The 13,199-nt window shown below is 45.0% G+C and carries 12 protein-coding genes and 2 pseudogenes; 6 read left to right on the top strand and 8 right to left on the bottom strand.

Going from position 1 to position 13,199, the window contains the following annotated elements:
• Positions 1 to 60: 60 nt before the first annotated feature.
• Together mnmE and NE671_RS16035 are read right to left on the bottom strand one after the other, a co-directional pair.
• The gene (gene mnmE / locus NE671_RS09880; RefSeq protein ID WP_256163933.1) at positions 61 to 1,437 is read right to left on the bottom strand and encodes a tRNA uridine-5-carboxymethylaminomethyl(34) synthesis GTPase MnmE; all 1,377 of its coding nucleotides are present in this window, start codon (positions 1,435 to 1,437) and stop codon (positions 61 to 63) included.
• A 116-nt stretch (positions 1,438 to 1,553) separates the two neighbouring features.
• A pseudogene (locus tag NE671_RS16035) lies at positions 1,554 to 1,691 on the bottom strand (DUF6783 domain-containing protein); the annotation flags it as partial.
• On the opposite strand from NE671_RS16035, the pseudogene NE671_RS16030 reads away from it, so the two are divergent.
• Positions 1,629 to 1,850, top strand: a pseudogene (locus NE671_RS16030) (DUF6783 domain-containing protein). The pseudogenes NE671_RS16035 and NE671_RS16030 sit on opposite strands and share 63 nt — an antisense overlap.
• A gap of 88 nt (positions 1,851 to 1,938) precedes the next feature.
• Here the strand turns inward: NE671_RS16030 and jag are convergent.
• From jag to NE671_RS09850, 6 genes are all read right to left on the bottom strand, one after another.
• Positions 1,939 to 2,946: an RNA-binding cell elongation regulator Jag/EloR gene (gene jag, locus NE671_RS09875; RefSeq protein WP_015526551.1), complete on the bottom strand. Its 1,008-nt coding sequence runs from the start codon at positions 2,944 to 2,946 to the stop codon at positions 1,939 to 1,941.
• Positions 2,947 to 2,967: 21 nt separating this feature from the next.
• On the bottom strand, positions 2,968 to 4,284 hold the full coding sequence (gene yidC, locus NE671_RS09870) for a membrane protein insertase YidC (protein WP_330641810.1): 1,317 nt from the start codon (positions 4,282 to 4,284) through the stop codon (positions 2,968 to 2,970).
• A 140-nt stretch (positions 4,285 to 4,424) separates the two neighbouring features.
• Positions 4,425 to 4,637, bottom strand: a complete 213-nt coding sequence (yidD, locus tag NE671_RS09865) for a membrane protein insertion efficiency factor YidD (RefSeq protein WP_015526553.1) — start codon at positions 4,635 to 4,637, stop codon at positions 4,425 to 4,427.
• The gene (gene rnpA / locus NE671_RS09860) at positions 4,615 to 4,977 is read right to left on the bottom strand and encodes a ribonuclease P protein component (RefSeq protein WP_021650160.1); all 363 of its coding nucleotides are present in this window, start codon (positions 4,975 to 4,977) and stop codon (positions 4,615 to 4,617) included. The genes yidD and rnpA overlap by 23 nt, the downstream gene beginning before the upstream one ends.
• 82 nt (positions 4,978 to 5,059) lie before the next feature.
• Positions 5,060 to 5,194: a 50S ribosomal protein L34 gene (gene rpmH, locus NE671_RS09855; protein WP_005423866.1), complete on the bottom strand. Its 135-nt coding sequence runs from the start codon at positions 5,192 to 5,194 to the stop codon at positions 5,060 to 5,062.
• A gap of 205 nt (positions 5,195 to 5,399) precedes the next feature.
• Positions 5,400 to 5,645 (bottom strand): hypothetical protein, encoded by a 246-nt coding sequence (locus NE671_RS09850; RefSeq protein WP_129975748.1) that lies wholly within the window; start codon positions 5,643 to 5,645, stop codon positions 5,400 to 5,402.
• A gap of 121 nt (positions 5,646 to 5,766) precedes the next feature.
• On the opposite strand from NE671_RS09850, the gene dnaA reads away from it, so the two are divergent.
• From dnaA to NE671_RS09825, 5 genes are all read left to right on the top strand, one after another.
• Positions 5,767 to 7,134 carry a chromosomal replication initiator protein DnaA gene (gene dnaA, locus NE671_RS09845; RefSeq protein WP_256163929.1) on the top strand — a complete coding sequence of 456 codons (1,368 nt, stop codon included), beginning with the start codon at positions 5,767 to 5,769 and terminating at the stop codon, positions 7,132 to 7,134.
• Between the two features lie 277 nt (positions 7,135 to 7,411).
• Positions 7,412 to 8,527 (top strand): DNA polymerase III subunit beta, encoded by a 1,116-nt coding sequence (gene dnaN / locus NE671_RS09840; RefSeq protein WP_092072383.1) that lies wholly within the window; start codon positions 7,412 to 7,414, stop codon positions 8,525 to 8,527.
• Between the two features lie 393 nt (positions 8,528 to 8,920).
• A complete protein-coding gene (locus tag NE671_RS09835) occupies positions 8,921 to 9,127 on the top strand; it encodes an RNA-binding S4 domain-containing protein (protein ID WP_021650164.1) in 207 nt (68 codons plus the stop codon).
• Between the two features lie 4 nt (positions 9,128 to 9,131).
• Entirely contained in the window at positions 9,132 to 10,223 is a 1,092-nt protein-coding gene (gene recF / locus NE671_RS09830) for a DNA replication/repair protein RecF (protein WP_021650165.1), read from the top strand.
• 55 nt (positions 10,224 to 10,278) lie between these two features.
• Entirely contained in the window at positions 10,279 to 13,173 is a 2,895-nt protein-coding gene (locus NE671_RS09825) for a hypothetical protein (RefSeq protein WP_256163928.1), read from the top strand.
• Positions 13,174 to 13,199: the final 26 nt, after the last annotated feature.

Here is a 13,199-nt window from a genome sequence, read left to right as displayed (position 1 = left end):
GGCCGAGATTCCGCAATCCATGCGGGCATTCGGCCGGGGCCTCCGCAGCCCATGCGGTTATTATTTCCCCATACAAAATTTAGAAAATATCTCATTAACAAGGTCTTCCCCAAGTGATTCTCCCAGAATCCGTCCCAGACTTTCGTATGCATCTGTCAGGTCTATGGAATAAAAATCCTCCGGCATTCCGCTTTCTATGCTATTTTCTACCAGAGAAAGACTTTCCTGTGCTTTTAAAAGCTCCTGTCTGTGGCGTTCATTGGTGATGTAGACTTCATCATTGAAGTCAATCTCCCCACTGAAGAACATTTCCCGGATTTTTTCTTCCAGGTCTGTGATCCCGGTTTCTTCTTTTGCGGAGATTGGGATCACCGGCTGGTTTATTCTGCTCTTTAAATCCTCTATATCTATAGCAGATTCAAGGTCTGTCTTGCTGTAGAGGACAATTGTCTTTTTCTCTTGCAAAATTTTTATGATTTCTTCGTCATTTTCATCTAACGGTACGGAGGAATCTACGACATAGAGGATCAGGTCTGCGTCTGCTGCCATTTCCTTGGCTTTGGATACGCCGATTTTCTCTACGATGTCTTCTGTCTGGCGGATTCCAGCTGTGTCAGCGATCTTTAATGTGATCCCATGCAGGTTGATATACTCTTCCAGTACGTCTCTGGTGGTTCCTGCGATATCGGTCACGATGGCTCTGTCCTCTCCCAGAAGCAGGTTCAGCAGAGAAGATTTCCCTGCGTTCGGCTTGCCCAGGATCACGGTACGGATACCTTCCTGTATGATCTTTCCGTCTCCGGCTGTTTTTAACAGGTTCTGTATTTTTTCTTTTTCTTCTGCTACGATCTGTTCTAATTCTTCCGAATATCCTGTCAGATCATAGTGCTCCGGATCGTCTAATGCCGATTCAATGTGCGCTATATGGTACAGTAGTTTTTCTCTGATCTGCTGTACGGTTTTTCGGACCGAACCTTTTAATTGTCCTACAGAATTCTTTAATGAGTACTCATTTTTGGACTGTATCACGTCCATAACGGCCTCCGCCTGGGAAAGATCGATCCTTCCATTGAGGAATGCACGCTTGGTAAATTCTCCCGGCTCGGCAATAATGGCTCCGTTTTTCAGCACAGTTTCCAGTACCTTTTTCATAGCTAAAACGCCACCGTGGCAGTCGATTTCTATGGTATCTTCTCCTGTATATGTCCGTGGTCCGCGCATAGCCATGACCAGCACTTCGTCTACCATTTCTTCGTTATCATAAATATATCCATAATGGATGGTGTGGCTTGGGACGTTTTTCAGAGATTTTTTTCCACCCTTGGAACGGTATACTCCGGATGCGATCTCAAAAGCCTCCGGACCACTGATCCTGACGATCCCGATTCCCGATGCGCTCATGGCTGTGGAAATCGCAGCAATCGTTGTCTCTTCCATTTTTCACTCTCCTTTGTCAAACGGATAAAAGCATTCGGATAAAAGCATCCGGTTAAACGCAAAAATGTTACTCCGGAAAAGCTTTTTACACGCAAAAACACGTGTTATTCACGCTTTCACCTAGAATAACATCTTCTGTCAGTTTCCATATTTATAATGCTAGAGCGTGTTTGAAAAAGGCTTTCTGCAAGATGTGCGTCACAATTTGTGGGAGATTTTGTCCGGATGAAGGCGCCGTAGCGGGCTACGGCAACTGAATTCGGGCAAAATATACCGCAAAGTGGGGCGTGCAGATTGCGGGAATGATTTTTCAAATACGCTCTAATCTCTGCATTCCGGATGTCCGCTGCAGAAATATCTTTTGTTATTTGCTCTTCAATGATTATAAAGAATTGTTGCGGAGATTGCAATGATAATTTTTAATTTTCAGTTCCATACAAAAAAGCCGTACCCACGGAGCTTACGCTCCGGGATACGGCTTATAGCTTTACCGGTGGATCATCAATTATTGCGTTTCAGTTTTACTACTACATGTCTGTAAGGTTCTTCTCCCTCACTGACTGTCTCTACATAGCGGTTGCCCTGCAGAGATGCATGGATGATCCTTCTTTCGTACGGATTCATCGGTTCCAGAACTACCGGTTTTCTGGTTTTCTTTACCTTGAAGGCGATTCCTCTTGCAAGGTTCTCCAGAGTTTCCTTACGACGGCGTCTGTAGTCCTCGGTATCGAGTTTTACACGAATGTAGGTAGACTCGCCTTTGTTTACCACAAGGCTTGTCAGATACTGAAGAGAATCCAGTGTCTGGCCTCTTTTTCCGATGAGGATACCCATATCCTCACCTTCAAAATCCACATCCAGAGAACCGTCTGCAGTGTTGTATTTCGATGTGATCTCCACTTCTCCAAGATCCATGGAGCCGAATACATCACGAAGAAATACGACTGCTCTCTCCTCAACCTCTCTAATCTTCTCCGGATCGCTGAGGATCTCTATCGGTCTGCCCTGCTTCGGTGCTCTCTCACGTGTTTCCTTCGGCTGACGCTCCTTTGGAGCTCTTGGCTGTTTCTCACGTGCAGGCTTTGCTTTGCCCTGGAAATCCCTTGCAGGTCTTTCCTTTGGCGCTGCTGCCTTTGCAGGTGCTTCTTCGGATGCCTTCTCCACCTGTACAGCTTCTTTCTTCACCGGCTTCTTCTCCTCTGCAGGAGCTGCTTTCGGTGCAGATTCTTTCTTTACATCCGGAGTAAAAGGCTTTTCTAATTTCTTCTCTTCTTTGATAGCGTCCAGTTTCACGGACTCTACCAGTTCATCGATCTCCTGCATATCAGAAACTGGCTCGATTCTGCGAACTTTGATCACGGCAGGTTTGCTGCCGATTCCGAAGAATCCGGAGCTGCCTTCACTGATAACCTGAATATCAAGCTGGTCACTGGAAGTTCCAAGCTCAAGACACGCTTTTGTGATAGCTTCATTCTTTGTTTTTGCTGAAAACTGAATGTAATCCTCCATTACGAACCCCTCCGTTCCTGATTATTTCTTCTTATTTCTCTCGTCAAAGTCTCTTACGAGATTTGCTTTAGCTGTGATGCTGCCCGGTTTTGCACTTCTTGCCTTCTCATAAGCAGTATCAACCTTCTGTGCTTTGTCTGAAGCACCATTGTTTCCGCTGTTGCCCTTATTGATCACAGGTTTATTGATATTCTTGGCGGACTGATGAGCCTGATTGGTGATCTTCTGCGGCGGAAGTCCTTCCTTCGCACGCTTCGCTTCGATCTTCTTCATATTCTCATTAACCAGATCATCAATGTTCATCTTATCAAGATGACGATTGATCGCAAACTGCTGGGCACTTCGAACGACAGCACTGGCGATCCAGTAGATACCAAGACCAACCGGGAATGTGAAACAGAAGAATGCAGACATCAGAGGCATGACCATGTTCATGGTTTTCATGGAGTTTGCCATTGCACTGGCCTGATCATTTCCGTCTGCCGGCTGTGTTGCAGCCTGTGGCATAAGCTTCAGGTTCAGCATCTGAGTTGCCCATGCAAGAACCGGGATCAGAAGTGCTACGATCGCAAGTAACAGAGAACCATGATTTTTGAAGAATTCCATGATATAGTACAGCGGCTGGTCTGCGATATTCAGTCCACAGAAGCCCTGCATCTTGGAAATATTGCCGGATGCTTTTGTGATCGCATCAGAAAATCCTGAAAACTGATTCATCTGTGCCAGCTCTTTCCACTGGGAAGGAGAAAGTGCATACAGAAAATCAACAATCGAGTTACTTGTAGCATTTCCGGCACTGTCCATAACGAGACTCACTCGTGTCATGGAATGGTCTGTGATAAACTGCTGCAGGATATCTGTGTATCCGTTTACAGCTAGCAGGTTGTCAACTACACCAGTAAAAATGTTCTTTACACTTCCAACGTAAGCAGGAATCCGGTAGATAACCTGATACAGAGCAAACAGAATAGGCATCTGAATGGCTAACTGTACACAGCTACCGGTTGGAGAAACACCATATTTCTGATAAACAGCCTGGGTTTCTTCGTTCATTTTCATCATGGAAGCCTGATCCTTTTTACCCTGATATTTCTTCTGGATCTTCTGGATCTCAGGCTGCATGATCGCGCTTAACTTGGAGAATTTCTGCTGCTTGATCTGCAGCGGTGTCATAAAGGCAAAGATAAGAATACTGAAGATAATGATACAAAGACCAATGTTCTGGATTCCGAACAGGCCGTCAAGCATCTTATATATGCCATCCATGATCCATCCCATCACAGACGCGATCTGTCCGATAATAGGAGTTCCGGTTTTTGTTGCTAAAAACAGTTCCAAATTCATTTCCTCCTAGACTTCTTATTCAATTGTAAAAGTCCGGTAACTATTCATTCGTCCACTAACTGCGGAGGTACTGAACAGTTACAAATTCCGATAACTGCTCTGCCCGGGAAAAGGCTGAACAGTCACAAAATAATTCATGGCACAGGGTCATAGCCTCCGTGGGAAAAAGGATTGCATCGCAATATCCTCCATGCCGCAAGAAGACTGCCCTTAAATGCGCCATATTTTTCGATTGCTTCCAAACCATATTGAGAACATGTGGGAATATAAGGACATTTCGTTCTCTTCATCGGCGATATATATTTTTGATAGAGCCTTATCATCTTAATCAGAAATTTCTTTATCATGTTCATTCCCTGTTATATGATGCTTTCTTGCAAGATGCAGAAAAGCACTCTCGATCTCGTGAAAGCTCTTGCCCTTGGCTGCGGCTCTCGCTACTACTACAATATCAAGGTTACTGTCAAAATCTGTTTCGTTGAGACGATAGCTTTCTCTGATCAATCTGGTGAGTCTGTGGCGAACCACACTGTTCCCTACTTTTTTGCTTACTGATATTCCCAGACGATTCTTCATGTGCTGATTCTTCAGCACGTACATCACCAGAAGCCGATTTGCGTACGATGTTCCGTTCTGATATACAACTTTAAAATCTTGATTTTTCTTTAAGGACTCTGATCTGATCAAACGAATCCTCCTTAATTAGATTCCGCCTGCGCGGATATTTCTCCGGATAGAAGAAAAGACCACATAAATGCGGTCTTGCAGCTTATGCTGATAACTGTTTTCTTCCTTTTAATCTTCTTGCAGCTAATACTTTACGTCCGCCCTTTGTGCTCATGCGAGCTCTGAAGCCGTGAACTTTAGCTCTGGATCTCTTTTTTGGCTGAAATGTCATCTTCATAGGTAAAGCACCTCCTTTATCTATTTTTAATTGTTATGAAATAACTTATCATTCAGAACATCGTTTCAATTATATAAATAAACCTCCTTTTCGTCAAGTAAAAATTGCAAAAAACCCGATAAAATCAAGGGTTCTATAAAATACCCCCACCTTACGGTATTTATTTTTTTCTCTTATGTGGAAAGCGCTTATGGTTTACGTAACATTATCCACATTTTGTGGATAACTTGTGGATAACTTGTGGATTGACCGGAAATCTATCCACTTTTTCGGAGGGTTTGTTCACATCGTTTTCAAAAAAACCCTTTATTTGCGGTATTTTTAAGGTGGATTTTTTTATACACATAATTCTTCCACATTTTCCACCAATTCTCGACTTATGGAAACCTCCAGGACTCTTATCCACAATAATCCACCCTAATCCACAGTAATTTCCCCACATTATCCACATTCTTTTCCCCAAAATCTCAAGGATTTTCCATTGCGAAAACCCCATTTTCATTGTAATATATAAAAGGATATCTATCTCCAGTCGCAGACTGGGGTTATTATAATACTCATGGGAGGAAAAAATGGACGCTGTTATTGAAAAATGGGAGGAGATCCTGCAAACTGTCAAATCTGAATATGAGGTGACTGATGTCCCTTTTAATACCTGGCTCAAGCCGCTGAAAGTTTATGAGGTTGACGGAAAGCTGATAACAGTGGTTGTTCCCTCTGAACAGGCAGCGATCGGAGTCAATTACATCAGTAAACGCTACAAAATACCCCTCCAGGTTACTATCTGTGTACTGACAGGCATGGAAGAATGCGAGGTTCGCTTCGTTCTGGAAAAAGATCTCCCCAAAAAAACAGAAAAAAACACTTCTTATGATAAACAGGTTCAGGATACACGTTACGAAGAGGCGCATTTAAATCCAAAATACACCTTCGACACCTTCGTTGTAGGAAGTAATAACAAATTCGCCCAGGCCGCAGCTCTTGCAGTTGCCGAATCACCGGGAGATACCTACAATCCACTGTTTATCTATGGCGGAGCCGGTCTTGGTAAGACGCATCTTATGCATTCCATCGCTCATTTCATTCTGGAACACGACGAAAACAGCCGTGTTTTGTATGTAACCAGTGAGGAATTTACCAACGAGCTGATCGAAACCATCCGAAACGGAAATAACACGGCAATGAGCAAATTCCGTGAAAAATACAGAAATATCGACGTTCTTCTTGTCGATGATATTCAGTTTATTATAGGAAAAGAATCCACACAGGAGGAATTTTTCCATACATTTAACAGTCTTCACAGTTCCAAAAAGCAGATCATCATATCCTCTGATAAACCACCGAAGGATATGGAAATCCTGGAAGAGCGCTTCCGTTCCCGGTTCGAGTGGGGTCTGATCGCAGATATCACGCTGCCTGATTACGAAACCCGAATGGCGATCCTTCATAAAAATGAAGAAATGAACGGCTACAACATCAGTGAAGATGTTATCAAATATATCGCTACCAATATCAAATCCAATATCCGTGAGCTGGAAGGTGCCTTCAACAAGGTCATGGCCGGAGCCAAGCTTGAGAAAAAGGAAGTAACTCTGGAGCTGGCAGAGCAGGCACTGAAGGATATTATTTCTCCGGATGAGAAAAAAGTGATCACACCGGAATACATCATCTCCGTTGTTGCAGAGCATTACGGAGTCACACCTGCGGACTTAAGCGGAAACAAACGAAACTCCAAGATCGTCATGCCCCGCCAGGTTTCCATGTATCTCTGCCGTGAGATCATATCCACACCTTTGAAAAATATCGGAAAAGCGCTCGGAAACCGTGACCATACCACCGTTATGCACGGTATCGAAAAGATCGAAAACGAATTGCAGAACGACGATAACTTAAAAAATACCATTGATATATTGAAAAAGAAGATTAATCCACAAGGTTAGGGAAGTTTTCCACATTACTGGTGTATAACGTGTTGATTGTATGTGGAGAGATGTGTACAACTTTTTTGCCAAAACGCGGCGGTAATTTTATCCCCGGGTTATTCACATGCGAAAATACCACTTTTACACAAAGTTATCCCAACGGAAAACCCCTGAAAACATCAGGCCTGCGGGAGTTTTTCACAAAATCTGGCCCCCTACGGCGGTTACTGCGGATTTTTTCTATAAATATATTTATAAAAACCACAAATTGTTCAGAAAGGGAGTTATACACACTATGAAAATCATCTGCTCCAAATCAAGTCTGTTAAAAAGTGTAAGTATCGCACTCAAAGCAGTTCCATCAAAAACCACAATGCCAATCCTGGAATGTATTCTCATGGATGCAACCACAAACCAGATCAAATTTACCACCAACGATATGGAGCTGGGAATTGAAACCATCGTTGAGGGTACTATTGAAGAAAAAGGTAAAGTTGCTCTTGATGCAAAAATCTTCTATGAAATCATCAGACGACTTCCGGATAATGATGTTACCATTAAGACCGATGATAAATATGCAGCAACCATTACCTGTGAAAAAGCAAAATTCAATATCCCTGGAAAATCAGGAGAAGATTTTGCTTATTTACCGATGATCGAGAAGGATGAACCGCTAACGATCTCTCAGTACACACTGAAAGAAATGATCCGCCAGACTATTTTTTCGATTGCTGTAAATGAAAACAATAAGCTTATGACCGGTGAACTTTTTGAGATCAAAAATAACTGTCTGAAGGTAGTTTCTCTGGACGGACATCGTATCTCTATCCGAAAAATGCCCCTTAAGAAAGATTATTCTGACCGTAAGGTGGTAGTTCCGGGCAAAACTTTAAGCGAGGTCAGCAAGATCCTTTCCGGAGAAGTGGATGATCAGGTCAGCATTTACTTTACAAAAAACCATATTTTATTTGAATTTGATCAGACTATGGTAGTTTCCAGACTGATCGAGGGAGAATATTTCAGAATTGACCAGATGCTTTCCAGTGATTATGAGACAAAACTGAAGATCAACAAAAAAGAGTTCCTGGATTGTATCGACCGTGCCACACTTCTGGTACGTGAGGTTGATAAAAAACCGATCATCATCAACATCACAGACGATGATATGGAGCTGCGCATTGATTCTGCAATGGGTTCCATGAATGAAGAAATCGATATTGAAAAAGAGGGTAAGGATATCATGATCGGCTTCAACCCGAAATTCCTGATCGATGCGCTTCGTGTTATTGATGATGAAACCGTGACGATCTATCTTGTAAATCCGAAGGCCCCGTGCTTTATCCGTGATGATGAGGAGAACTATACTTACCTGATTCTTCCTGTAAACATCAACCAGAATCAGGCCAGATAAAACCTGGGAAATATAAGGAATAAGGGACAAGAGATGTACGCAGCAGCTTCGGGAATGTGAGTGTACGTGTGAGACGCACATGCTTGAAGCTGTGAACAGAATTGAGCTCGGCAGTCAGGATATGTAAGCGTCCGTAGGGTACGTACAGCCTGACGGCAGATATCAGGATTGATATAAACGGATACACCAAAAATGCGTGACCGTTTTTGACCGATTGTATATGGGAATGCGATTGTGTTCTGAAAATTGTTTTATGCGTAAACTGCTGGAAGGGGGTATTTAAATTACCACCTTCCGGTGAAATTTGTATTTTGGGGGATTTTAAATACCGCCAGGAGATCAGAAAAGATCGATCTGACGGAGAAAATACCCCGGAGATAAGAGGAGAAAAAATTGGAGATCAGAATTAAAGACGAATTTATCAAGCTTGGTCAGGCGCTGAAACTGGCCGGTGTTGTGGAGGACGGCGTTGAGGCGAAATATGCCATCAATGATGGTCTGGTACTGGTGAACGGTGAGGTGGAGAACCGCCGTGGCCGCAAGATCCATCCTGGAGATACCATTTCCTACGATGGAAAAGATATTTATGTGATCGGGTGAAGGAATGTACATTGAATCCATCAGACTGAATAATTTCAGGAATTATGAGTCGCTGGAGATGAATTTTGATCAGGGCACCAATATTCTCTACGGTGACAATGCCCAGGGAAAGACCAATATCCTGGAGGCGGTTTATCTGGCAGGTACCAGCAAATCCCACAAGGGAAGCAAGGACCGGGAGATGATCCGCTTTGAGAATGAGGAATCCCATATCCGAATGATGGTGAAGAAGGGCGATCTTTCATACAAAATAGACATGCACCTCCGGAAAAACAAAGCAAAGGGAGTTGCCATCAACGGGCTGCCGATCCGCAAGGCAAGGGAGCTGCTGGGGGTGGTGAATCTGGTGTTTTTTTCTCCGGAGGATCTTAATATTATCAAGAATGGACCGGGAGAGAGAAGACGTTTTCTGGATTCGGAGCTTTGTCAGCTGGATGGTGTTTATATCACGGAGCTGGCCGGCTACAATCACATCGTGAACCAGAGAAACCGTCTTCTCAAAGACTGTTATATGAACCCCGGGCTGAAAAGTACCCTGGATGTCTGGGATATGCAGATGGTCGATTACGGAAAGAAGATCATCGGGAAGCGGGAAGCCTTTGTGGAGGAGCTTAACGAGATCGCAAGGGGGCTTCATAAGGGGCTTACCGGCGGGATCGAGGAGCTGGAGATCCTGTACGAGCCAAGTGTGACGGCGGCAGAGTTTGAGGATAAGCTTTCCAGGAACCGGGAGCGGGATCTTCGGATGAAGCTGACCTCCGTGGGACCGCACAGAGATGATTTTTGCGTAAAGGTCAACGGGATCGACATCCGGAGGTATGGTTCCCAGGGGCAGCAGAGGACTGCGGCCCTTTCCCTGAAGCTTTCGGAGATCTATCTGGTGAAGAAAAAAATCCGGGATACACCGGTTCTTCTGCTGGATGATGTTCTTTCGGAGCTGGATAGCAGCAGGCAGACATATCTGCTGGAAAGCATCCACGATATACAGACTCTGATCACCTGTACAGGACTGGATGATTTTGTCAGCCATCAGTTCAAGATCAACAGGGTTTTTCAGGTGGTAAAGGGGCATGTTTATATGCCTAAAGGGTTTTGACAAGCCCGTATGCATATGGTAAACTGATTCTGATTATGGAAAGTTGGTGAATATTTTGGATAAAGAGGAGTTTCGCGTTAAGCTGGGACAGATCAATAAGCTGGTCGAGACCCAGGATTACAAAGGCGCCATGCAGATTGTTGACAGCATTGACTGGCGTCGTGTGAAAAACGTCCGTACCCTTTGTGTAGTGGGCGAGATCTACGCGGCCAACAAGCGCTATGAAGAGAGCAAGGAAATTTTTCTTCTTGCCTACCACAGAGCGCCGATCGGCAAGAACATACTTTACCGTCTGATCGAGGTTTCCCTGAAAATGGGACAGATCAGTGAAGCCACAGAATTCTTTGATGAATACAGAGAAGTGGCAGGTAATGATAACAGCCAGTATATACTGAAATATAAGATCGCCAGAGCGAAGAATGCATCTCTGAATGAACAGATCCGTATTCTTGAGGAATATAAGGAGAAGGAATTTACGGAGCGCTGGTCCTATGAGCTGGCCAAGCTCTATTACAAGGCAGGAGACAAGCAGAAGTGCCTGGATCTCTGCAATGAGATGATCCTTTGGTTCAATGACGGAACTTATGTGATGAAGGCCCTTGACCTGAAACAGCGGATGGGTGTTCTCACTGGCGAAGAGAAAGAGAAATACGAACAGCGTTTTATCCCGAAGCTGATCCCGCCGGAAAAGGCGCAGGAGATCAGGGAGAGCAAGGAAGCATCCGGCGAGTATGAGGAGGCAAAACCGGTCACAGATACTATCCAGGTAGATGATGAGCGGGATCTGAACAGTGCGGAGACATTCCAGGAGAAGCTTTCCAAGGGATTCCGTGATATCTTTGGCGGACATAAGAAATCTGCGGAAGAGGATATGGAGGAAAAAGAAGCTGCGCAGGATGAAGAGCAGGATGAGGTTTCCACAGGCTCTGAGGATGTGACGGAACAGGCGGAAACGCCGGAGGCTGAGACTGCTGCGGCAGCAGAACCGTCAGAGGAGTTTACAGATTCTGAGGAGATCGAAGCAGCAGAAGGAAGTGAGGAAGCTTCGGATGAGCCTTCTGAAGAGCAGGAAGAGTTTTCCGGACAGGAAGTGGATGAGATTCCGCTGGCATCCGGTGTTGAGAACCTGTCATCCGGAAGTATGAAGCTGCAGGCTCAGGAACAGCAGGATAAAGAGGAAGAAGAGACTTATCAGGAAGCGGAAGAAGCTGAGGCTGAGAAAGCTACAGAGATGTCTTTGTCCCAGAGTGTTGCAGAGATCATGAAGGAGAAGGCTGCCGGAAATGAGGAAAGTGAGGAGAAGCCTGCAGGGGTTCCGCTCAATGAGGAAGGCAAGCCTGATTTTTCCGCAACGATCCGTATGCCGGAGCTGAAGATCCCGAAGTCCATGATCAATGTGGACCCGGAGAATGCAAGCAGTTCTGCGGAGATCCCGGATGCGTCCGGAATTTTCGGAAGTATCGAGGATATTGCGGCATCTGTAGGTGACAGGTCCGGGAAGGATAAAGATAAGGACTTCAACCTGGAGGATACTATTCTGGCAGCAGCTACACAGCAGGGAATCGATATCCCGGAGGAAGAGAAATCTCCGGATGTCCAGCAGTCCGACGTAACGGAAGAGCCGGCAGGTATTGAGGATCTGGATATTGCGGCTGATGAATTTGTTCCGGAGGAGCCGGATGCGGCAGATATCGAGGATATCATGGCGCAGATCTCCGCTCAGCAGGAGGAAGAGGTAACGGAGACTTCCGATACCAGACTTCCGGATATCGTATTTGATGAAGATGAGGAGCCGGTTACTGAGGAGGATCTTCAGGCTGCAGAAGCAGAGTTTCTGAATGGTCCGTCAGGAGTACAGAAGCCGGTGGAAGAAGAGGATGTGCTTCCGGAGATTCCTTCACTGGAATCTGAGGAGCAGGTGCAGAAGGCGGCAGCAGAGCCTTCAGCGAAGCTTCATCATGAGGAACCGGTGGCTGCAGCGGAAGAGGAAAATCTTCTTGATGAGGAAGAAGAATACAGTGATGACGCCTTTGACTTCCAGGAAGAGGATGATGAGGACTTTATCAGCAGTCTCATCGGTGATGATTCTGATGAAGCCATGGAAGAGGACGATGAGGAAGAGGAGCTCAGCGAGGAAGAGCAGCTTGAGAAATTTATCGCTACGATCCATCCGGAAAAGGATTCTACAAAGATCGTTTCCAGAAAGAAAGAGCTCACAGATGAAGAGAAACAGCTTTTCACCTATTTTGTTACAGTTCCCGGAATGAAGGAACAGCTGCTTGATGTACTCTGCGATGTGCAGATGGGCGCAGCAGACAAGACCTCCCAGACCGGAAATGTGATCGTTATGGGCGGCAGAGAAACAGGTAAGACGAGACTGATCTCAAGTCTGATCCCGGCAATCTGTAAAGAGCTGAATATCGAGGCTTCCAAGGTTGCCTATATATTTGCGGATGATCTCAACGGAAAGGATATTCCGGAGATCGTATCCAAGCTTGCCGGCGGTTTCCTTGTTATCGAGGATGCAAACCAGCTTTCCCAGGAAACAGCAGATGAGCTTGAGGAAGCTATGACCGGAAACACAAAGGGAATGATCGTGATCCTGGAGGATGAAAAGATCGGTATGCGTAAGCTGATCGCAAGATATCCGAAGCTTGCGAAGAAGTTTACATCCATGATCAACATTCCTGTATTTACAAACGATGAACTTGTTAATTTCGCCAAGGTCTATACCATGGAGAATGGATTCCGTATCGACCAGATGGGCATGCTTGCTCTGTATAATCTGATCGGGATCAACCAGAAGGAGGATCAGCCGATGTGCATCGGTACTGTGAAGACCATGCTGGATAAGGCTATGGAGAGAGCTCAGAGCGGATTGTTCAAGCGTTCTAAGAAGCGTGTGGACCGTGATGGCTACACGGTACTTTTTGAAAAGGATTTCAGCTGAAAATAAGAAAAAGCAGAGGTAAAAAA

The sequence above is a fragment of the Blautia sp. DFI.9.10 genome (assembly GCF_024461705.1).
In the GTDB taxonomy this organism is placed as follows: Bacteria; Bacillota; Clostridia; order Lachnospirales; family Lachnospiraceae; genus Blautia_A; species Blautia_A fusiformis.
This window is presented reverse-complemented; position numbering and strand designations above follow the sequence as displayed.

Excerpts from the sequence above, each read along its gene's own strand:
- mnmE (WP_256163933.1), bottom strand. The coding sequence starts at position 1,437 with ATGGAAGAGACAACGATTGCTGCGATTTCCACAGCCATGAGCGCATCG.
- jag (WP_015526551.1), bottom strand. The coding sequence starts at position 2,946 with ATGGAGGATTACATTCAGTTTTCAGCAAAAACAAAGAATGAAGCTATC.
- yidD (WP_015526553.1), bottom strand. The coding sequence starts at position 4,637 with ATGATAAAGAAATTTCTGATTAAGATGATAAGGCTCTATCAAAAATAT.
- rpmH (WP_005423866.1), bottom strand. The coding sequence starts at position 5,194 with ATGAAGATGACATTTCAGCCAAAAAAGAGATCCAGAGCTAAAGTTCAC.
- NE671_RS09850 (WP_129975748.1), bottom strand. The coding sequence starts at position 5,645 with ATGTGGATAATGTGGGGAAATTACTGTGGATTAGGGTGGATTATTGTG.
- dnaA (WP_256163929.1), top strand. The coding sequence starts at position 5,767 with ATGGACGCTGTTATTGAAAAATGGGAGGAGATCCTGCAAACTGTCAAA.
- dnaN (WP_092072383.1), top strand. The coding sequence starts at position 7,412 with ATGAAAATCATCTGCTCCAAATCAAGTCTGTTAAAAAGTGTAAGTATC.
- recF (WP_021650165.1), top strand. The coding sequence starts at position 9,132 with ATGTACATTGAATCCATCAGACTGAATAATTTCAGGAATTATGAGTCG.